The sequence below is a fragment of the Xanthocytophaga flava genome, assembly GCF_030068545.1.
GTDB classification, from domain to species: Bacteria; Bacteroidota; Bacteroidia; order Cytophagales; family 172606-1; genus Xanthocytophaga; species Xanthocytophaga flava.
The window spans coordinates 122,001-142,669 of record NZ_JASJOR010000001.1; the positions used below are offsets into that span (position 1 = coordinate 122,001).

Here is a 20,669-nt window from a genome sequence, read left to right on the forward strand (position 1 = left end):
ACAAATATCTGACACAATCCCCAATAAATCACCTTTTTTGTAACAATTAACAGTATAGTTCTCTCAACGATCCTCCACAGAAACACAACTATTCCCGCTCTACTCAAGTCCTGTTTTATCAGGGTTCCAGAAAGGTTTTGCTTTTATTTGTTCAGAATTCCAATTTAACTCTTTTTTGAAATATTGATTTAACTGCACACAGCTTCGACTATCACCACCCACATAGACCATACTGGAACCTGAGATCTGTCTGGCAGTAGCATCAATGGATTGTACTAGTCTCTGTCCAGGGTTTGCAGCTAATTGTAGAAATTGAAATGGTTTTGAGCCATCAATATCTGGGAAAATATCTTTTTCATTTTCAGCATACACAAAGCCATAAATCTTTTTGGAAACAGACAGATTTCTATAGATTTCATACAAATGTCCCAAAGCAGAAGTATCACCCACCAATACGTATGAGTCGGCAGACTGATCTACAATAAACTTACCTTTGTGCCATCCAAAGTAAATAGTATCTCCAACAGCACAATCCTGAGCCCATTTACTCCCAGGTCCGTTTGAATGTGTACAGACCGCGATATCTATCGTCTCAGCTCTGCGATCAAAATACCAGACAGAGTAGCTTCTGATTTTATCTTTTAGATTCACAGACATACCCATACCACAAAAAATTCGCAGAAAATATCCTGGTACATATTCTGTTGATTTCAAACCACTACTATGAATACGGATATGAAAAGTATTGTCAGCTATTTTTGACTTGTGTACAATAACAGCTTTGTTTAAAAGTTTACTTGCCAGATTATCAATAAGACCCATCTTATTTAGTTTTGTAATGGTAATATAAAAGTGTACTACTTCTCGACTAATGTATAGCTGGTAATTATACAGACGAACAGACATCACTTTTACTTTACGCTATAAAAAGAAAAGTGAGCCTTGTGTAAGGCTCACTTTCGAAAATAAGATATTCTCTATCACATAAATACTAATTGCAATCACCCTCTGGTGTACAGGAAGGTCCTTCAATTACTTCAATAGGTGCAGGATGTATATTTCTCCACTCTGTAAAGGATTTTCCCAACACATCTGAAAACACATCTGAAGGTTGTGCACCAGAAACAGCATATTTGCGATTGAAGACAAAGAATGGTACACCTCTCACACCAATAGTTTGTGCCTCCCGAATATCCTTCTCCACCTCATACCCAAAATCATCACTAGCTAGCACTTGCCGGATATCGTTTTCCTGCAATCCAATCTCTTGTCCTAACAACACCAGTGTCTCGTGATCGCTAAAATCTTTCCCTTCTGTAAAATAAGCTTTAAATAAACGTTCTTCAGCTTCATCTCCAAGATTATGTTTTTTTGCCAGTTGTATCATTCGATGGGCATCAAATGAATTGGCAACAACAGCATTATCAAAGTTATAGGTAAGACCTGCTTCTTTTGCCATCTGCGTTACCTGCCGATGCATTTGTACAGACTGCTCATAAGAAATACCTTTACGTTCTGATAAGTATTCATATAAATTTTTGCCATGTCCTGCTTCAATAGAAGGATCTAGCTGAAAGCTATGCCACTCCACTTCAACCGCTCCAGCGTCAGAAAACTGTTGTAGCGCCTTTTCAAACTTTCTTTTACCTATATAACAAAATGGACACATAATATCTGACCATATCTCTACTTTCATTTTCTCAGTGGTATTCATCTGCATTTTTATTTAAGAATAATGATTGATACATAAATAAACAGTATATAGAGTGTAATATGTTCCCTGAAGTACTTATTAATCCCCACTACTTGCCCTACCGACAATTAAACTCAGAAAATTATTTAGAATATCTACTGTAACATGCAACCATTCCAATAGGTAATGTGTCATGCTTTTGGAATTAAAAATATGTTTATGAAAATGATTTTAGTGATTGTGGGTGCAATAATATTATTTAGCCAATGTATGAGGGATGGGCTTACACCAAAATCAGTGTCTCTTAATCAGGCAACTATTTTACAAGCCAAACAATCTGCCATTCTACGGACAAATATTGCTGCATCCAATGGACTGAATATTCGTGTAGATTCGATTCAGGATAGTCGCTGTCCCAAGGAAGTAGCGTGTATATGGGCAGGAAATGCACAAGTATTTTTTACAACAAGTAAAGGACAGGCAGTCAAATCTGGCACTTTGTGTATTGGTGCTTGTGGTCAGCTTAAAACAGCTGACACTACTCAGATTGAATTATCTGGTATGCATTATGATATAATTCTTCAGCGTGTAGATCCATATCCCACTCAAACAGAGAATCAACCTGCGAAAACGGCTAGGCTGTTTGTCAGAGCTCGTTAATAAACAAAAGAGGCTTGTTTGACAACAAGCCTCTTTTGTTTATTCTAAAGGATTAGTAAGTATAAGACTCCCGCTTTCAAATTTTGTAATAGGTATATATTGATTATCGTTTGCATTCCGATAATCATAGCCTGCAAAGATGGCCCCCTTTATAGGTGCTTTACTTTTCAGTCCATTATGAAAGTTAGTACCAAACTCTTTTAATATTCTCCCAAAATAAAGCATCATATCATATCCCTGATAGGCATATACGGAAGGAATAAGATTTCTGGCCTGAATGTATGCCTGCTTAAAAGCTATTGCAGCCTCACTACGGTAGTCCAGATACTCTGGATTAATAAAATGAAACTGTAACCGTTCAAATTGATCATAACTAAGCATTGAATAGGACAACCAGTTTGACTGGGTAATGACAGGAATTTTTGTTTCTTTTTTTTCCAGCGAACTAACCAGGTTAATTGCAACATTCTGATCAGAAGAGGTAATAAAAATATGTCCGGGATCTGTAGCCCCTTCAAGAGCCAGAATCATTTTAGGTATATCAGCAGCAGAACCTATTTTACGAAAAGTAGATATTTTCCCACCACTTTCTGTAAACTTCTGTCTATATACATGAGCTAACAATGAATCGCGGGAAGTATTGCCATAAAATATAACAGCTGTAGGAGTAGTAAACTGCTTTCTGGCAAATTGAGCTGCATGTCTAGCCTGACTTTCTACAGAAGCCTGATATAGATAAGCAGCAGATGTATTCTGAACAATCTGACTGTTTGTTGTAATAGGGTTGATCTGTCCTATCTTAGTTTGGTTTGCAAAAGAGACAGCAACTTTGATAGCAGCTCCATTAATAGGTCCTATAATCAGATCATTGGACTGAAATTCAGACTGATTAGCAAGAGTTAACATTTTATCACCATCTGCCCCAACATCATAGGCAAACAAGTTTATCTGGATATCTTCTTTAGCCAGTTGCTGTTGAGCTAGCCGGATACCATTATACATATCTACAGCTATCGGACTCACACGACCATTTTTTTCTACAAGCAGTTTATTGTAGTCAAATGGCAGAATAACAGCCACATTATATGCCTGCTTAATCTCAACCTGTTTGGCAGGTAGATTACTGACTTTTTTTAGATTAAATTGTGAATCCAGCTTTTTAGCTAATGCTTTTTCTTCTTCATTTGTACTAAGCCATAATTTATCTGTCAGCACTTCAGCGATGATACGATCATTTGAGTTCTTCTGTTGAAGGTCTTTTAGTACTGATATATTCTTTTCGCTTTGTAAGTAATATCGTTTCAGACTTTCTGCATCTTTTTTTACTCCATCGTTTTTAATCTTATTGGTATTGACAAGAGCCATACCATAGTCTTTTTTGATAAAAAAGATATTTGCCAATAAATAGCTTGCCTGATCCATATCAGGCCATGAAGGATACTTTTGCTGCAACTGCTCCAGAGTCAAACGCGCTTCATCTGCTTTGTTCGCTTTAAATGATGCCAGCGCACTGAAATAATGTGCATAGGCTGTAAATGGATTGTCAGGTAGTTCACGCATCAGAGGACGAAAAATCTCCTGTGACAGATCATATTTCCCTTGTTTAATCAACTCCTTGCCAGATTCATACTTACGACGGTAGTCGGCTACCGCTTGTGCCTTAACTGTTGAAGCAGTAATCAGACATACAAAGAAGAATATAAAGAAATGAAAACAAATAGCTTGTGAATGTGTGATAGATCGCATTATAAGTTTGTTTAAACAAAAGGACAGCCCCTATTAAACGAAAAAACTTCCTGAAAGTTGGCTTTCAGGAAGTAAATATACAAGACGAAGTCTGTTTACAAAAAGTGTTTTCAGAGTTAATAAGACACCTTATTTTTTGGTTTTCTTTTTAGCATCTGTATTAGGTCCCTTTTTTGAATCAGCATCCTTGCGGACTTCTTCTGCTTTACGCATAGCTTCCTCTAAACGCGCCTGAAAACCTGTCTTCTTCTTATCTTTATTTTTAATGCGGTTCTCTTCCAGCTTTCTGCGGATTTCTCCTTCATCCACGAACTTACGGATGGTAAGCTGTTGGGCAATTGTAACTAGGTTAGAAATCAAGTAATAGAAGTTCAGACCTGCTGGTGAGGAATTCAATACAAACATAATTACTACAGGCATCACATACTGAACAGTTTTATATGGTCCAGGCATTGCAGCAGAAGAAGTCATCTGGCTATTGTAATAGGTAAATGCCAGAGAAGATGCTGTCATCATTACTGCAAACAAACTTATATGTGAATAGGCAGTAAACGGTATATTGAACGGAAGTTGAATAATAGAATCGTATGTTGACAGGTCATTTGCCCACAAAAATGCCTTTTGACGAAACTCAATCAGATTCGGAAACAAACTAAACAAGGCAAACAAAATAGGCATCTGTAATAATACAGGCACACAACCACTCAATGGATTTACACCTACCTGATTGTATAACTTCATTTGTTCTTGCTGCACCTTCTGCATATCGTCTCCATGCTTGGCTTTTATTTCCTCGATCTCTGGTTGCAACACACGCGTTTTTGCAATAGACATATAGGAACGATATACCAATGGGAATAAGATTGTTTTCACAACCAGTACCAATGCAATAATCAATAATCCATAATTAGTGATAAAGCTTTCCAGAAGATGAAAAACAGGTAAAATCACAAAACGGCTTACGATTCGTATTACAGGCCAGCCCAGATAAACATTTTCGCGGAAACCGTCTGTTACATTCTTGACAATTTCATAGTCATTAGGGCCAAAATAGTAATCAAAGTGACCTTTTCCACTTTTAAGATCAGCCAGTGAAAGTTGCAGATTACTTTCTAATACTTTGATATTATCATTGGAGACAACTGTGGGCACAGAACTTTTTAACTGTCCAGATGAAAAAGGAGTCCCTCTGGCAATCAATGCCGTAAGAAAGAATCGTTGTTTTAGCGAAACCCAGCGAATAGGTTCTTCAACAGCTTTTTCATCCACACTGACAGAGTTGTCACCGATATCGTTAAACTCTTCTTCTACAGTATAATAATTAATAGCAGAGGCCATCTGGCTTGTCTGAGTATCTTTTTCAAACTTCTTCAAATGTTCCAGCCACACCAATTGTACAGGCGCATTTTTTAAAACGCCATCTAATCCATTTACTTTCAGATCATATCCAATCTGGTATCCAGAACCTCTGATTGTGTAAATCTGCTCAACATATTGATTATCGGCTAAAGCTAAACGGAAAGAAACACGTATGGAATCTCCATCCTGTTTTACTACACCGCCAGCATCTGTAGAAGTAAAGTATAGATCTGAAAGATTGATATCCCCAGTCTTTCCAGGTAAACGCAATGCCCGTGAGCTTGACTTTTCATCAATCAGAACCAGAGGTTTCTGATCATATGTCTTATAGTTCTTTAATAAAACCTCTTTTATTTTACCGCCCTTGGTATTGAGGGTAATTTTTACATCTTTATTTTCAACAACGATATCTTTTGCTTCTCCAAAACCTGCAGCTGCAAAATCTCCATACAGTCTTTTAGCTGTAGCTGAATCTGTTATAGTTTCAGAAACAGAAGGTGCAACTTTGGGGGCAGGAGTAGCCTGCGTAGTTTTGGGCGGCTCCGGTCGCGGCTGCTGCGATTCATATATGGTATACCCTATTAAAAGCAGGAAAATCAGCAGAAATCCGATCAGATTATTACGATCCATCAAAAAGCGATTAAATAATTATGGTTAAGGATTAAATCATTCACTGATGCATAAATTATTTGTACATCAGCTTATTAGTAAGAGGTTAAAACATAACAATATGGAAAAGACGAAAAGAGTCCTTTCCATATTGTAGCGTTTATCCTATTAATTGGCTGCAAGTTACAACTTTATCTCACTACTAAGCGCTTAGCACTAGCATATTCTACAGCAGCCTTCACAAAATGAACAAATAATGGCTGAGGATTCATTACTGTACTTTTCAATTCAGGGTGAAACTGTACACCCACAAACCAAGGATGATCTTTGATTTCAACAATTTCAACTAATCCTGTATCCGGATTAATACCAGTAGCTGTCATGCCAGCCTTCTCATAAGCTTCCAGGTATTGGTTATTGAATTCATACCGGTGACGGTGGCGTTCTGAGATCTTACTCTTACCATATACTTGCGCAGCACGTGAACCTTTCTTCAGATCACATGGATAAGCACCGAGTCTCATGGTACCACCTTTAATAGTGACCTTTTTCTGATCCTCCATCATATTGATCACCGGATGTGAAGTATTCTGGTTCCATTCAGTTGAGGCTGCTCCATCCAGCTTCAGGACATTACGGGCAAACTCTACAACTGCACACTGCATACCCAGACAGATTCCAAAGAATGGAACCTGGTTTTCCCGAACATAGCGAATAGCGGCTATTTTTCCTTCGATACCTCTTTCACCAAATCCAGGGGCTACCAATACCCCATCCAAATCCTCAAATAAGTTTTCTACGTTTTCCGGCAACAGTGTTTCTGAATGTATCCACCGGATATTTACTTTGCATTCATTTTGAGCTCCGGCATGAATGAAGGCTTCTGCAATGGATTTATAGGCATCACGCAGTTCTACATATTTTCCAACCAAGCCTATGGTTACTTCTTCTGATGGATTTTTGAGACGCCCCAAAAACTCTTTCCAGCCTTCCATATCAGGCTCTTTATCATGTGAAAGCTTCAACTTTACCAACACTCTTTCATCCAGTTTCTCCTTTTTCATCATTAGCGGCACATCATAAATAGTATCCGCATCCTGAGCTTCAATTACCGAATTAATATGCACATTACAGAATAACGCTATTTTTTTACGGATATCCTGAGGAATAGGGTGTTCTGAACGACAAACCAATATGTCTGGCTGCACACCAGTTTCCAATAGGTCTTTTACTGAATGTTGAGTAGGCTTTGTTTTTAATTCACCTGCAGATTTCAGATAAGGAATCAACGTTAAGTGAATAACAATCGCATTATTTGGACCCACATCCCACTTGAACTGACGTACTGCTTCAATGAATGGCAATGATTCAATATCACCCACACAACCACCTATTTCAGTAATAACAATGTCATATTCTCCAGTATCACCTAATGCCCGGATACTCCGTTTGATCTCATCTGTAATATGAGGAATAACCTGAACAGTCTTTCCAAGGTATGCACCTTGCCGTTCTTTAGTGATTACACTATTATAGATGCGTCCGGTAGTAACGTTATTGGCCTGAGATGTAGGAGTATTCAAAAAACGTTCGTAATGCCCCAAATCCAAATCTGTTTCTGCCCCATCATCTGTGACATAACATTCCCCATGTTCATAGGGGTTTAATGTGCCTGGATCAATATTAAGATAAGGATCGAATTTTTGAATGGTTACCGAGAAACCTCTGGCTTGCAGAAGCTTAGCCAATGATGATGCAATAATTCCTTTGCCTAAAGAAGATGTTACGCCTCCCGTAACGAAAATGTATTTTGCAGATGCCATAAGTTGTTATTCTCTGAAAGACTTATGGGATACAAAGGTAGGGAAAATTTTTGGGAGTTAAACAGATAAAAATAACGAACTCTCAAAAAGTGAAAGATTTACCAAACTTTATCAGAATAATCATAAAAGAAGCTGGTAAAAGCCGATTACTACATATATTCTTGAAATGAACTACCTATACATACGATAAATATATCCCACAAGACAGAATATATCTTTTAAATAAAAAGCAGACAGAGGGAATAAGCAACAAAAAATAATATTTGTCCATACAAAGCATTTATTTTGCACTTCTAAAAAATACTGCTTACAAAACCTTTATGACAGATAGTATTCAGCGTGCCTACGAAATTTTAAAAACAGGTGGAGTTGTTCTTTCTCCTACTGATACAGTATGGAGTATTCTTTGTGATGCCCGTAATGACGCGGCTGTTAAACGAGTCCATGAATTAAAAAAGAGAGAAACACCTAAACCTCTGGTGGCTATGATTTCACAGATAGGCTGGCTCCCTGAATATATGAATAAAGTACCAGATATAGCCTGGGATCTGGTTGAATTTTCAGAACGTCCGTTAACTGTAGTTTACTCCAATGGAAAAAATGTATCTTCAGATGTGTTGGCATCAGATCGGAGTATCGCTATTCGCTTAGTCAAAGACAATGACTTTCTTGGAAAGCTTATCGGAAAATTTAACCGTGCCATTGTTGCAACTTCGGCAAACCGCCCTAATCAGTTTATTCCCAGAACTCTAGATGATGTAGATCCTGAAATTGTCAAAGGTGTAGACTATGTTGTTCCAATGGAACAAAGCACTAAAAATGATTATCAGTTAGCTAATATACTCCGGCTGGAAGTAAATGGTGAAATTAAGTTTATCCGGAAATAATAAGGGTTCAGGTATGATACCTGAACCCTTATTATTACTTTCCACTTATTTTTATTGAATTCATAACCTCTTTCGCAATAGGTTGCCAGTGTTCTCTTACCTGCACAGGGCAATTAAAGGCCATAACATTCACCTTATTACGAATTGTTGTGTACACAATATAAGAATATTGGCGTGTAATCCCCTTATTAGCTGAATTAGGATCTTCATCACGCAATTCTGCGGTGTATTCTAAAACGATGAAGTCCCTTTCATTAATCTGGACAACTCCTTCCTGAATAAAATCGACTTTAGTAAAGTTAGACCGGATTCCCGATTTAAAAAAGTCTTTCAGCATTGCCAGATCCTGTTGCCTTCCAGGTGTAGTTGTTTGATTAAAAGAGAAATCAGCTACCCGGTCAGCACTTGAAAAACTAGCAGTTGGCTTTCTTGATACAAAATATTTGGCTGCTATTTCATCATCTGTCATTGGATGAAAATCTTCAGGCAGCGAAACCGTAATTTGGTCAGTTAACTTTGTCTTCTTTAATTTAGGAATACCCTGAAAGCCTACTCCCCAAACTGTTAAAACGAATAAAAAAATCTTAAGTTGAAATCCCATAGCATTTTAAAATAGTAATGAACACAAAATAAGTGCAAAATCTGATCCCATATCAGTTTTTAAGTTCTAATTGGGAAATGTTTTTTTAAAACCTGAACCATCCTCAAAACTCATAAGGTTAATCAATGATTTTGCCATAGTTGAAGGTTTCATAAACAAATTTTGCAAATCTAAAAAACGCTTTCTACTTTTGTAACCCTGCAAGTCAATTACCCTCAACAAGTAATTGGTTTATACAGAAGACGGGAGAGAATAGGCTCGAAGAACGTCTGGCAACCTACCCACAATGGCAAGGTGCTAAATCCTACCTAAGCTGATTAGGAAATATAAATCAAAAAATCATGCTTCTTAAAAGATTATTTTCACGCCATTTGTGCATGACTGTGTTATCGCAACATTGTCTTCCAGTATCTTTTCGTGTATTGAGTTTCTTTCCTTTCCGAATGCGCTACAGTTTGCTTTCAATGCAAAAAAGCAACGAAATCGTATTACTCTACTAGTTTCATATACTTTAAGGAGATTTATTTTGGAATTGCTTTTAAAAAAGCCTTATTTACAAGAATCCAAATTTCAATCTTATTTAAAAACCTCAAACACACCTAGTTATGTCTCAATTACGTTTCGAAACCTTACAACTGCATGCCGGTCAGGAAGTTGATCCAACTACACAATCACGTGCAGTACCTCTTTACCAAACCACTTCTTACCAATTCAAAGATTCAACCCATGGTGCAAATCTGTTTGCCTTAAAAGAGTTTGGCAACATTTATACACGCATCATGAACCCTACACAGGATGTTTTTGAGAAGCGAATTGCAGCATTAGAGGGCGGAGTGGCAGCATTGGCTGTAGCGTCAGGACATGCAGCGCAATTTATTGCATTAAATAACATTCTCAATGTTGGCGACAACTTTGTCACTTCTCCATTTTTGTATGGAGGAAGCTGGAATCAATTTAAAGTTTCTTTTAAAAGGCTTGGCGTAGAAGCTCGCTTTGCGAAAGACAATGAACCAGCCAGCTTCGAACAATTAATCGATGAAAAAACTAAGGCTATTTATCTGGAAACGATTGGAAATCCTGGTTTGAATGTAGCAGACTTCGATGCCATTGCAGCCTTAGCCAAAAAGTATGATCTACCTGTAATTGTTGACAATACATTTGGTATTGGCGGTTATCTTTTCCGTCCATTGGAACATGGAGCCCATGTTGTTGTAGAATCAGCGACCAAATGGATTGGAGGACACGGTACCAGTATTGGCGGGGTAATTATTGATGGAGGTAATTACAATTGGGGTAATGGAAAATATCCGCAGTTTACAGAACCATCAGAAGGTTATCATGGATTAAAGTTCTGGGATATTTTCGGAGAAGGTAATCCTATTGGACTTCCTAATATCGCCTTCATTATCCGTTGCCGGGTAGAAGGTTTACGGGATTGGGGTCCGGCCATTAGTCCGTTTAACTCATTCTTATTCCTGCAAGGATTAGAAACTCTTTCTTTACGTGCAGATCGTCATGTGGAGAATGCACTGAAACTGGCTCAATGGCTGGAAGCACATGATCAGGTAGAAAGTGTAAACTATCCTGGTCTGCCAAGCAGCCCACATTATACACTGGCTCAGAAATATCTGAAACGTGGAGCAGGAGCCATTCTGACGTTCAACATCAAAGGAGGCAAAGATGAAGCTGAGAAGTTTGTTAACAGCTTAAAGCTAACTAGCCATTTGGCCAATGTAGGAGATGCCAAGACGCTTATTATCCATCCAGCCTCAACTACTCATTCTCAATTGAATGAAACAGAACAACGCAGTGCTGGTGTAGAGCCTACATTACTGCGGGTGTCAGTAGGCTTGGAACATATTGAAGATATTAAAGCCGATTTTGAACAGGCATTTGTTAAAATTCACGAAGATAGCGCAGTATTAAATTAATATAAAAGGGTTTCATGGCTAAAATAACTAGCCATGAAACCAATCTTTTCATCCCTAATTATGAATTGAATTTGAATCTTTTACAATTCAGTTACGAACAAGAATTTACATTAGAGTCTGGAGAAACTTTAGCACGGTTCAATCTGGTGTATGGAACATCCGGCACACTAAATGAAACAAAAGATAATGTAGTCTGGGTTTGTCATGCATTGACAGGAAATGCAAGTGCAGATGACTGGTGGTCAGGAATGATTGGAGAAGGTAAATTCTACAATCCTGATGAGCATTTTATTATATGTGCTAACATCCTTGGTTCACATTATGGATCAACAGGGCCATTTTCATGGAATAACAAAACCGATGATCGGTACTATCACGACTTTCCGTTTGTGACTATCCGGGATATGGTCAATGCCATGGAACTACTTCGTATTCACTTAGGCATTACAAAGATCCACACCTGTATTGGCGGCTCACTTGGTGGGCAACAAGCTATGGAATGGGCAATTCTGCAGCCTACTCTCATTGACAACCTGATTCTGATAGCCACCAATGCCTACCATTCGGCATGGGGAATAGCTTTCAATGAGTCACAACGTATGGCAATCGAAACAGATCCAACCTGGAAAGAAAAACGTCCAGATGCAGGTATCCAGGGAATGAAAACAGCCAGATCTATTGCCTTACTGTCTTATCGCCATTACGAAACATACACTCAGAAACAAACGTCACCTGATAAAAACAAACAGGATGATTTTCCTGCATCGTCTTATCAACGATACCAGGGTGAGAAATTGGCAAAACGATTTAATGCATTCAGCTATTGGGTATTGTCCAAAGCAATGGATTCACACAATGTAGGTCGTGGACGTGGAGGAGTAGAAGCTGCACTACGGGTGATCCGATCCAAAACACTTGTCATAGGTATATCTACAGATATTTTATTTCCTGTATCAGAACAGAAATACCTGGCACAGACTATACCGAATGCACAATACACAGAGATAGACTCCATTTATGGACATGATGGTTTTTTAGTAGAGTTTGAGATTTTGAGTCAGATACTAAAAAAATTTTATATCTCCTCTGACATTCCGAAAGATATACCAGTAGAAAAAGAGTGAGATTTTTATTCATATAGACATATAAGTAAGACGTTACATGAGCAAGAAATTACGCATCGGTTTATTTGGCTTTGGCGTGGTAGGCCAAGGCCTTTACGACATTTTTACACATACAACAGATTTTAATGCCGAGATTGTCAAAATCTGTGTAAAAAACCCTCACAAATCCCGTCCATTACCCGCAGATCGATTTACATTCGATCCGGATGATATCCTGGGCGACCCAACTATCAATCTGGTTGTTGAAATGATCAATAACACAGAAGATGCGTATATCATTGCCAAAACAGCCCTTCAGAATGGAAAAACCGTTGTTTCTGCCAGCAAAAAAATGATTGCAGAAAATCTGGAAGAACTGGTTGCCTTACAAAATCAATACAACACACCAATTCTTTACGAAGCAGCAGTGTGTGGTAGTATTCCTATTATTCGAAACCTGGAAGAGTATTATGATAACGAGCTCCTCTACTCTGTAAGTGGTATTGTCAACGGTACTTCCAATTATATTCTCTCAAAAATATTTCAGGAAAATTTGAGTTACGAAACAGCCCTTCGTCAGGCTCAGGAAGCAGGTTTTGCAGAAACTGACCCTACTGCAGATGTAGGTGGTTTCGATGCACTGAATAAACTTTGTCTGCTGGTTACACACTCCTATGGAATTTTTGTAAAACCAGAAGAACTATTTAACTATGGCATACAATCATTGTCTAAACATGACATTCAGTTTGCAAAAGAAAAGGGATTAAAAATCAAGCTGGTAGCTCAGACCCGCAAATTGACAGATGATACCATTACTGCATTTGTTATGCCTCAATTCATTGCACCTAATGATTATCTGTACAATGTAGAAAATGAATACAATGGTGTAGCTGTAGAAGCTGCATTTGCAGACAAACAATTTTTTATGGGCAAAGGAGCTGGAGGGCATCCTACAGGTTCCGCTGTTCTTTCTGATATTTCAGCCTGTCGCTATGATTATCAGTATGAGTACAAGAAACATCAACATACCCGGATACATTATACCAATGATGTTATCCTGGAAGTATATGTGCGTTACTATCAGGAGGCTGTGCTGGATGTTATTCCTTTTTTACAAATTCATGAAAAATACAGCAGTCATAATTTCCATTATATCATTGGTGACATTAATCTTTCTGACCTTATACTAATTAAGAGCGACTTAGCTACTCAAGATCTGTTTATTGCTAATACGGGCAAAAAAACAACAGCTTCCAAGCCTTTGACAGCTCCAATATTTGTCAGTGACCAAAAATATATTTAGAAATCCACCCTATCAGAAAAAACTCTCAACTTTTTTATAAATAGTTGAGAGTTTTTTGTTTACAAAGACTTCCATTCCTTCATTAAAGACAAAGAAATTACCAATTCTGAGCTTTCACTTTTCAGTGTTCTTCGGCATACCCCACATTTGCCTAACCACTTCTATTAGTAAACAGGATTTATAAAATATCTCTTCATGTTTTTACAGGTAAACCTGGTTAAGGTTGTCCTATACATAGACAAATAAGAGGCTAAATAAGCTATGCAGGAAAGTTACGAACTATGGCCTTCGCATCATATATAAGAGAGAATCCTTTCATAAAAGCATTTGCCAAGACATACACCCAAAGTATGGCAACTATATTTATGTTGCATAGGGTCTTTCCGGTCATATACCCACGTCTTACTCCAAACGAGGATCTTAAAATCTCACCTGACTATCTTATTCAAGTAATAGAGCTTCTGTCAAAAAGGGGATATACATTCATTTCAGTAGATGAGTTATATGAAGCATTAACTTCTTCACGAAAATATAAGAAGCTTATTGTATTTACATTAGACGATGGATATAAGGACAATCTTACTCATGCCCTTCCTGTTTTCGAGTCCTTTAACATACCGTTTATCGTGTATATTACCAATTGCTTTCCTGATCAAACAGCAAACTTATGGTGGTATACTCTGGAAGAAATTGTACAGACTAATACATCTGTTCATCTATCCAATGATTTACAGTTTGCCTGCTACACTCCGGAAGAGAAATGGGAGACGTTTACAAAGATTCGGGAGCTTATTCTGGAGAATAAAATAGATTGCAAAAAATTAGATCCATTCTCCCAATTCACCTCTACACAAACACTGTGTATGAATTGGGAAGAAGTACAACAATTGGGTAAGCATCCTTTGGTTACCATTGGTGCACATACTCTCAACCATCCTGTATTAAAAAATCTTTCTCTGACAGAGGCTACCTATGAGATATCTGCATCCAGAGATGCACTGGAAGGAGCAATACATAAAAAGATAGATCATTTTGCTTATCCATTTGGGGAATTTCAGCAAGCAGGTCACAGAGAATTCAGTTTAGTACAGGAACTTGGTTTTAAGACAGCAGTTACCACCCGATCCGGTCACATATTTCCTCAACACCAATATCATCTTACAGCCTTGCCACGCATCTATTTGTATGAAAATGGCTTAAAGCTAGATGAGCTTATGTTCAACAATGTATTCTGGTCTAATAAATTTAAACAAGTTGTTACGATATGAATATCCTGCATGTTTCCTATTCTGACTATGAAGGTGGAGCTGATAAAGCGGCATTGAGAATATGTAAAGCCCAACGTAGCATTGGTATAAATGCACAGATGCTGGTTATCAAGAAAGTAACGGACCTTCCTTTCGTTCATTCAGCTATACCTAAATGGAGGCTGGCAGAGTTTAAGATCAAAGACAGATTAGCCCAAACATTGTTAAGAATGCAGCCTGGCACTAATCCCATGCTGCACTCACTTAATTTGTTCCCTGGTTTTATTCACCACACCATTAATAAATCCAAGGCCGATATTGTGAATCTGCACTGGATTGCCAAAGAGATGATTAGTGTCTCAGAAATTGGTAAAATTCAAAAGCCTATTGTCTGGACACTTCACGATTCCTGGGCATTTTGTGGAACGGAACACCATCCTAATGGATTAGAAGATAATGAATTTGCCAAAGGATATGCAAACACCAACTATTTTCTGGATTTCAACAGATGGAACCTGGCTCGCAAGCTACAAGCCTGGAAAAAAATTCATTTCCAAATTGTTACTCCCAGTCAATGGGAAGCTTCTCTGGCTCATAGAAGTAGTATTTTCAGCAAGGAAAACATCGAAGTTATAGCCAACCCATTAAACACAGATGTATTTCATCCTTTCAACTCATTGGAAGCCCGCCTCTCTCTTGGTATTCCGTTAACTAAAAAAGTCATTCTTTTTGGTTCTTTACGTTCCGTAGAAGATAGAAATAAAGGCTATGATCTTTTACAGGAAGCATTTGCTATTTTTAAAGAGAAGTATGGAGTTCATAATTGTCTGGCAGTTATTTTTGGTATGAATGAAGATGAAGAAACGATCCATCTTGATTGTCCAAGACAATATGTGGGTAGGATAACTTCTGAACAACAGATGGCATTACTATATTCCGCTGCCGATGTTATGGTAGTTCCGTCCAGAATGGAGAATCTGCCACAAACAGCTACAGAACCTATTGCATGTGGCACTCCTGTAGTTGGTTTTCAGGTAGGAGGTATGCCAGATATTATTTCACATAAAACAAATGGATATCTGGCACAACCCTACAAGTCTGAAGATCTGGCAGATGGTATAAACTGGGTACTCTCTAATTCTCTCGCCTATAATCTATCTGAAAATGCACGTAAAATTGCATTACAATCTCTTTCTGAAACCAGGATAGCGTCTCAATATGAAGAGATCTATCGAAAGATTATGGTTTCCAGCACACAATTCTCAGAACGAATATTTGTGTAGCAACTTTATATTCTATCACAGGTAATTGATTAATCTCCTCCCCAGCGTTTTCTGAATCGATCTTTTAACTGTTCTCTCTCTTCGTCACTCATGTTCATCCACTTTTCGCGAAGATGAGGAGGTCCACCTTTAGGGCCAAAGTGAAATCCGCCAAATAGAATACGACAGAGAATCAGTAATCCCATAGCTTGCCAGTAGGTAATAGTATGTACTTGAAGTATTTCAGGAAGAATGGCATTCCATAAAGACATAACCACCCAACTGATAACAAAGATAAATACCGGAATAAGCAAAAATAGAAATTTCTTCTTTCCCCCTCTGAATTGGCTCTTTTGCATAGTATTAATATAATTAGTAATTCAAAAATTCGCTGTATAACATTTCTAACTTCTTACGCAGATGTTTTACTGCATATCCTTTACGGGAAATGATCGTCTTTAAATTCTCGCCTGTCTTATCTGCAATCTCCTGCAGAGTCATATCTTCCAGTTCATTCCACACAAAAACCTGACGTTGTTTTTCAGGCAGTTCCTCCAAAGAAACAAATAATTCTTTCCAGAAAGCATCCCGAATGTATTCTGTTTCCGGATTTGTATCATTGGCAAGCAAAATCTCCATAATAGAAAAATTGCCTTCTTCATCCTCATACCCCATATCTTCCAATGCATCGGGAGTTTTTTTACGGTGTTTATCGATGATTTTATTTCTGGCAACCTGAAACAGCCATCCGCTCATATGTTCAATTTCATCAATATTTACTGCATTACTAAGCTGATACCAAACATCCTGCAAAATATCCTCAGCATCCTCATCAGACTTTACCTTTCCTCGAATAAAGCCAAAAAGACGCTTACTATAGTCTTTAACAGTCTGGACTATTTTTTGTCTGGGTTTATCAACCATTGGTATGCTTAGGATATCTTCCATTTGTAGAGGAAGACGCAGATCACAACTGGATTACTTTAACAAAGTATACATTTTTTTTCTCGTGAAATTTTGCATTTTATTGGCAAAAGAAAAATAGTATCTTTTCAAATTATAACCATACTCTCCATGGCACAAGCACACTTTCAATCTATTAATCCATATACACAGACCATAATTGCAGAATATCCCATTCAGGATAAACATGCTCTTGACAAAAAAATCAGCCAGGCTGAACTAACGTATAAAAGCTGGAGAAAAAGCACGTTTGCTCAACGTAGTGAATTATTACTTAAAGTAGCCGAGATTCTAAAAAGAGATACAGAAAAATATGCCCGGATTATTACAGACGAAATGGGGAAACATATACGAGAAGCCCGTGCAGAAGTACTAAAATGTGCTACTGCCTGTAGTTATTATGCACAGGAAGCCGAAACGCTGCTGGCTGACCAAATAGTGAATACACCATTCAAAAGTAAAGTTGTATTCGACTCTATTGGCTGTGTCTTTACCATTATGCCCTGGAACTTTCCATTCTGGCAGGTATTCCGGCAAGCTACAGCCTCATTATCTGCAGGCAATGTACTTATGCTTAAACATGCCCCTAATGTAAGTGGATGTTCTCTGGCTATGGAATCAATATTTTTGGAAGCAGGATTTCCTGAAGGAGCTTTTCAGTCGTTGATCATGAGTGTAGAAGATATTGAATATGTGGTTCAGCATCCTATTGTTCAGGCTATCACTCTTACAGGAAGTGAACGTGCAGGTGTAAGTGTAGGAGCCCTGGCAGGCAAACATATCAAAAAGAGTGTTCTGGAATTAGGTGGGTCTGATCCAGTATTGGTGTTGGATGATGCAGATCTGAACAAAGCAGCCCAAATCGCTGTTCAATCCCGAATGCAGAATGCAGGGCAAAGCTGTATTGCAGCCAAACGATTTTTAGTGACACCTAAAACTGCGGAACTATTCACAGGCAAAGTGTATGATCTTATTCAAAACATCAAGCAGGGAAATCCACTGGACGATTCGATTCAAATGGGTCCTATGGCCCGCCTTGATCTGGCAGAAGGTCTGGAAAAGCAGCTGAAAGATTCTATGGAAAGTGGAGCTATACTACAACTGGGCGGGCATCGTAATGGAGCTAACTTCTCTCCCACTCTGCTTACAGAAACAGACACACAAATGCCCGTTTTCCAGGAAGAAACATTCGGACCACTGGCATCTGTTTTTATAGCCAAAGATGAGACACATATGATTGAACTTGCCAACCAGAGCCGATATGGTTTGGGGGCTACTCTATTTTCGGAAGATCGCGAACGGGCAGAACGTATCGCACGAGAAATAGAGTCTGGTAGCGTATTTATTAATAGCCTGGTTCGTTCCGATGCTCAATTGCCATTTGGTGGAGTTAAGAAATCGGGATATGGCAGAGAGTTAGCGGGCTTTGGGATTCGGGAACTTGTCAATGTTAAAACACTGGTAATAGAGTAATACCTGTGGACAATGTAAGTAGTATTACCGGATGTAGCTCAGGCGGATACATTGTAGAAGAATTGTTAGTCAGAGATTGATATCCTGGAAAAGGTGCTTATAGCATTAACAATTGAAAAATAGTTTCTACCTTTGCGGCTCAATTGAGAATACGATCTCCCAAAGTAAATCTCCTATTCAGAATCTGATCTTTCACTCATTTATCCTTCATACATGCAACTTATCGATGGAAAAAAGATTGGCGAAGAAATTCGTCAGGAAATTGCAGCAGAAGTACTCAAAATAAAAGCCCAAAACGGAAAAATCCCTTATCTGGTAGCAGTTTTGGTAGGTAATGATGGTGGTAGCGAAACCTATGTAAGTCACAAAGTAAAAGCTTGTGAAGAAGTAGGCTTCCGGTCAGCAGTATATCGCTATCCGGAAACTATTTCAGAAGATGAACTTCTGAATGTAGTAGAGTCAATTAACAATGACCCTGAAGTAGATGGATTGATTGTGCAATTACCTCTTCCCAAACATATCTCAGCAGATAAGGTTACTGAAAAGATATTACCAGAAAAAGATGTAGACGGTTTTCACCCAGCCAATATTGGTAGAATGGTAAAAGGATGGGATTGTTATTTACCTGCAACACCTAATGGCATTGTGGAACTGATCCGTCGTAGTGGCATCCAGACAGCAGGTAAACATTGTGTAGTCATTGGTCGTAGTCAGATCGTAGGTCTTCCTATGAGCATTTTGATGCAACGTAGTCAGGAACCAGGCAACTGTACAGTAACAATCTGCCATAGCCGGACTCAAAATATGACAGAAATCACACGTCAGGCCGATATTCTGATTGCAGCGATTGGTAAGCCAGGATTTGTGACCGCCGATATGGTGAAAGAAGGAGCTGTTGTTATTGATGTGGGAACTACACGTGTACCTGATGCAACGAAAAAATCAGGATTTGCTCTAAAGGGTGATGTAAAGTTTGATGAAGTTGCGCCAAAATGCAGCTACATTACGCCAGTTCCAGGAGGTGTAGGCCCTATGACTATTGTCAGCCTGTTACAAAACACACTAAAAGCATCAAAAAAAGAAATCTATAAATAATACTGATAGCCTCCTGCTTAGCTTATCAAAGATACAAAGTAGGAGGCATTCTTTACATAATGCTTATCCGGCACTAAAACTGTGAAAGAATTGTTCAACATAAAGAATTCCGACTTTACATTACTGGTATGATCACTCCTTCTCCCCTATCTATCTCCTTGCAATCTGACATCCAAGAATCAAAGCTACCCTTGATGGAAGCATTTTATACTATTCAGGGAGAAGGATTTCATCAGGGAAGAGCGGCCTATTTTATCCGATTGGGAGGTTGTGATGTGGGTTGTGTATGGTGTGATGTCAAAGAAAGCTGGGATGCGTCTCTACATCCACAAATTTCTATTGAAGAAATTGTATCCCAAGCACTTACGTTTCCAGGTAGATTAACCGTTATCACAGGAGGCGAACCTTTGATGTACAATCTGGATCATCTTACAGAATCTCTTAGAAAAGCAGGCTTTCAAACCAATATTGAAACTTCTGGTGCTTATCCCGTATCCGGGCATTGGGATTGGATTTGTTTTTCGCCCAAAAAGTTCAAACCTGCTCACCCTAGTATCTTTACCAAAGCTCATGAATTAAAAGTCATTGTGTATAACAAGTCCGACTTTAAATTTGCAGAAGAATATGCCTCTAAGGTAAATTCTTCTTGTCAGCTTTTTTTGCAACCTGAATGGAGCAAGTCTGCTCAGATGCTACCTCTTATCATTGAATATATCAAGACTAATCCTCAATGGCGTATTTCCTTACAAACACATAAGTATATGGATATACCTTAATACTATTTTACTTCTGAAATTAGTTATATCACTCTTCTATTCTCCCTCTCTAAAGAAACAGGTACAAAAGTTGCTTTAGTAGACACCAAATTGCTTACATAAACATGCTGATTCTTACTAACCTAAGAAAAGTTTGTA

General features: G+C 38.3%; 18 protein-coding genes and 1 riboswitch. Of the genes, 10 read left to right on the plus strand and 8 right to left on the minus strand.

Features of this window, described 5'->3' with window-relative positions; all coding sequences use genetic code 11:
* Nucleotides 1-99: 99 nt before the first annotated feature.
* Together QNI15_RS00490 and QNI15_RS00495 are read right to left on the minus strand one after the other, a co-directional pair.
* On the minus strand, nt 100-906 hold the full coding sequence (locus QNI15_RS00490) for a siderophore-interacting protein (RefSeq protein ID WP_313999544.1): 807 nt from the start codon (nt 904-906) through the stop codon (nt 100-102).
* An 85-nt stretch (nt 907-991) separates the two neighbouring features.
* The gene (locus QNI15_RS00495) at nt 992-1,696 is read right to left on the minus strand and encodes a DsbA family oxidoreductase (protein ID WP_314029991.1); all 705 of its coding nucleotides are present in this window, start codon (nt 1,694-1,696) and stop codon (nt 992-994) included.
* A 216-nt stretch (nt 1,697-1,912) separates the two neighbouring features.
* Between QNI15_RS00495 and QNI15_RS00500 the strand changes: the two genes are divergently transcribed.
* Nucleotides 1,913-2,353, plus strand: coding sequence for a hypothetical protein (locus QNI15_RS00500; protein ID WP_313999548.1), 441 nt, complete (start codon nt 1,913-1,915; stop codon nt 2,351-2,353).
* Between the two features lie 39 nt (nt 2,354-2,392).
* Here QNI15_RS00500 and QNI15_RS00505 read toward each other — a convergent pair whose 3' ends face one another.
* The 3 genes from QNI15_RS00505 to QNI15_RS00515 form a co-directional block, all read right to left on the minus strand.
* Nucleotides 2,393-4,099, minus strand: coding sequence for an ABC transporter substrate-binding protein (locus tag QNI15_RS00505; protein ID WP_313999551.1), 1,707 nt, complete (start codon nt 4,097-4,099; stop codon nt 2,393-2,395).
* A 129-nt stretch (nt 4,100-4,228) separates the two neighbouring features.
* Nucleotides 4,229-6,088 (minus strand): membrane protein insertase YidC, encoded by a 1,860-nt coding sequence (yidC, locus tag QNI15_RS00510; RefSeq protein ID WP_313999553.1) that lies wholly within the window; start codon nt 6,086-6,088, stop codon nt 4,229-4,231.
* Between the two features lie 170 nt (nt 6,089-6,258).
* Nucleotides 6,259-7,890: a CTP synthase gene (locus QNI15_RS00515; protein ID WP_313999555.1), complete on the minus strand. Its 1,632-nt coding sequence runs from the start codon at nt 7,888-7,890 to the stop codon at nt 6,259-6,261.
* 320 nt (nt 7,891-8,210) lie between these two features.
* On the opposite strand from QNI15_RS00515, the gene QNI15_RS00520 reads away from it, so the two are divergent.
* On the plus strand, nt 8,211-8,777 hold the full coding sequence (locus tag QNI15_RS00520) for an L-threonylcarbamoyladenylate synthase (RefSeq protein ID WP_313999556.1): 567 nt from the start codon (nt 8,211-8,213) through the stop codon (nt 8,775-8,777).
* A 34-nt stretch (nt 8,778-8,811) separates the two neighbouring features.
* On the opposite strand, the gene QNI15_RS00525 is transcribed toward QNI15_RS00520, so the two are convergent.
* A complete protein-coding gene (locus QNI15_RS00525) occupies nt 8,812-9,378 on the minus strand; it encodes a hypothetical protein (RefSeq protein WP_313999557.1) in 567 nt (188 codons plus the stop codon).
* Nucleotides 9,379-9,606: 228 nt separating this feature from the next.
* Nucleotides 9,607-9,711: riboswitch (SAM riboswitch) on the plus strand.
* Nucleotides 9,712-9,983: 272 nt separating this feature from the next.
* On the opposite strand from QNI15_RS00525, the gene QNI15_RS00530 reads away from it, so the two are divergent.
* The 5 genes from QNI15_RS00530 to QNI15_RS00550 all read left to right on the plus strand — a co-directional run bounded on the left by QNI15_RS00530 (nt 9,984) and on the right by QNI15_RS00550 (nt 16,245).
* Nucleotides 9,984-11,309: an O-acetylhomoserine aminocarboxypropyltransferase/cysteine synthase family protein gene (locus tag QNI15_RS00530; RefSeq protein WP_313999559.1), complete on the plus strand. Its 1,326-nt coding sequence runs from the start codon at nt 9,984-9,986 to the stop codon at nt 11,307-11,309.
* A 14-nt stretch (nt 11,310-11,323) separates the two neighbouring features.
* Complete coding sequence (locus tag QNI15_RS00535; protein WP_313999561.1) at nt 11,324-12,433, plus strand: homoserine O-acetyltransferase family protein; 1,110 nt, start codon at nt 11,324-11,326, stop codon at nt 12,431-12,433.
* A gap of 37 nt (nt 12,434-12,470) precedes the next feature.
* On the plus strand, nt 12,471-13,715 hold the full coding sequence (locus QNI15_RS00540; RefSeq protein ID WP_313974764.1) for a homoserine dehydrogenase: 1,245 nt from the start codon (nt 12,471-12,473) through the stop codon (nt 13,713-13,715).
* Nucleotides 13,716-14,065: 350 nt separating this feature from the next.
* Nucleotides 14,066-14,983 carry a polysaccharide deacetylase family protein gene (locus QNI15_RS00545; protein ID WP_313999563.1) on the plus strand — a complete coding sequence of 306 codons (918 nt, stop codon included), beginning with the start codon at nt 14,066-14,068 and terminating at the stop codon, nt 14,981-14,983.
* Nucleotides 14,980-16,245 carry a glycosyltransferase gene (locus QNI15_RS00550; RefSeq protein ID WP_314029992.1) on the plus strand — a complete coding sequence of 422 codons (1,266 nt, stop codon included), beginning with the start codon at nt 14,980-14,982 and terminating at the stop codon, nt 16,243-16,245. Before QNI15_RS00545 ends, QNI15_RS00550 begins: the two co-directional genes overlap by 4 nt.
* A gap of 29 nt (nt 16,246-16,274) precedes the next feature.
* Here QNI15_RS00550 and QNI15_RS00555 read toward each other — a convergent pair whose 3' ends face one another.
* Both QNI15_RS00555 and QNI15_RS00560 read right to left on the minus strand, forming a co-directional pair.
* Nucleotides 16,275-16,583, minus strand: a complete 309-nt coding sequence (locus QNI15_RS00555) for a hypothetical protein (RefSeq protein ID WP_313974769.1) — start codon at nt 16,581-16,583, stop codon at nt 16,275-16,277.
* Between the two features lie 13 nt (nt 16,584-16,596).
* Nucleotides 16,597-17,172 carry an RNA polymerase sigma factor gene (locus tag QNI15_RS00560; protein WP_313974771.1) on the minus strand — a complete coding sequence of 192 codons (576 nt, stop codon included), beginning with the start codon at nt 17,170-17,172 and terminating at the stop codon, nt 16,597-16,599.
* A 126-nt stretch (nt 17,173-17,298) separates the two neighbouring features.
* On the opposite strand from QNI15_RS00560, the gene QNI15_RS00565 reads away from it, so the two are divergent.
* From QNI15_RS00565 to QNI15_RS00575, 3 genes are all read left to right on the plus strand, one after another.
* On the plus strand, nt 17,299-18,660 hold the full coding sequence (locus QNI15_RS00565; RefSeq protein ID WP_314029994.1) for an NAD-dependent succinate-semialdehyde dehydrogenase: 1,362 nt from the start codon (nt 17,299-17,301) through the stop codon (nt 18,658-18,660).
* Between the two features lie 213 nt (nt 18,661-18,873).
* Entirely contained in the window at nt 18,874-19,755 is an 882-nt protein-coding gene (locus QNI15_RS00570) for a bifunctional 5,10-methylenetetrahydrofolate dehydrogenase/5,10-methenyltetrahydrofolate cyclohydrolase (protein WP_313999579.1), read from the plus strand.
* Between the two features lie 194 nt (nt 19,756-19,949).
* A complete protein-coding gene (locus QNI15_RS00575; RefSeq protein WP_314029996.1) occupies nt 19,950-20,531 on the plus strand; it encodes a 7-carboxy-7-deazaguanine synthase QueE in 582 nt (193 codons plus the stop codon).
* Nucleotides 20,532-20,669: the final 138 nt, after the last annotated feature.

Bases quoted from the DNA above. Each gene is read 5' to 3' on its own strand.
- QNI15_RS00570 (WP_313999579.1), top strand. From the start codon at position 18,874: ATGCAACTTATCGATGGAAAAAAGATTGGCGAAGAAATTCGTCAGGAA.
- QNI15_RS00535 (WP_313999561.1), top strand. From the start codon at position 11,324: ATGGCTAAAATAACTAGCCATGAAACCAATCTTTTCATCCCTAATTAT.
- QNI15_RS00550 (WP_314029992.1), top strand. From the start codon at position 14,980: ATGAATATCCTGCATGTTTCCTATTCTGACTATGAAGGTGGAGCTGAT.
- QNI15_RS00575 (WP_314029996.1), top strand. From the start codon at position 19,950: ATGGAAGCATTTTATACTATTCAGGGAGAAGGATTTCATCAGGGAAGA.
- QNI15_RS00530 (WP_313999559.1), top strand. From the start codon at position 9,984: ATGTCTCAATTACGTTTCGAAACCTTACAACTGCATGCCGGTCAGGAA.
- QNI15_RS00505 (WP_313999551.1), bottom strand. From the start codon at position 4,099: ATGCGATCTATCACACATTCACAAGCTATTTGTTTTCATTTCTTTATA.
- QNI15_RS00545 (WP_313999563.1), top strand. From the start codon at position 14,066: ATGGCAACTATATTTATGTTGCATAGGGTCTTTCCGGTCATATACCCA.
- QNI15_RS00540 (WP_313974764.1), top strand. From the start codon at position 12,471: ATGAGCAAGAAATTACGCATCGGTTTATTTGGCTTTGGCGTGGTAGGC.
- QNI15_RS00555 (WP_313974769.1), bottom strand. From the start codon at position 16,583: ATGCAAAAGAGCCAATTCAGAGGGGGAAAGAAGAAATTTCTATTTTTG.
- QNI15_RS00525 (WP_313999557.1), bottom strand. From the start codon at position 9,378: ATGGGATTTCAACTTAAGATTTTTTTATTCGTTTTAACAGTTTGGGGA.
- yidC (WP_313999553.1), bottom strand. From the start codon at position 6,088: ATGGATCGTAATAATCTGATCGGATTTCTGCTGATTTTCCTGCTTTTA.
- QNI15_RS00560 (WP_313974771.1), bottom strand. From the start codon at position 17,172: ATGGAAGATATCCTAAGCATACCAATGGTTGATAAACCCAGACAAAAA.
- QNI15_RS00500 (WP_313999548.1), top strand. From the start codon at position 1,913: ATGAAAATGATTTTAGTGATTGTGGGTGCAATAATATTATTTAGCCAA.
- QNI15_RS00495 (WP_314029991.1), bottom strand. From the start codon at position 1,696: ATGAAAGTAGAGATATGGTCAGATATTATGTGTCCATTTTGTTATATA.
- QNI15_RS00515 (WP_313999555.1), bottom strand. From the start codon at position 7,890: ATGGCATCTGCAAAATACATTTTCGTTACGGGAGGCGTAACATCTTCT.
- QNI15_RS00490 (WP_313999544.1), bottom strand. From the start codon at position 906: ATGTCTGTTCGTCTGTATAATTACCAGCTATACATTAGTCGAGAAGTA.
- QNI15_RS00565 (WP_314029994.1), top strand. From the start codon at position 17,299: ATGGCACAAGCACACTTTCAATCTATTAATCCATATACACAGACCATA.
- QNI15_RS00520 (WP_313999556.1), top strand. From the start codon at position 8,211: ATGACAGATAGTATTCAGCGTGCCTACGAAATTTTAAAAACAGGTGGA.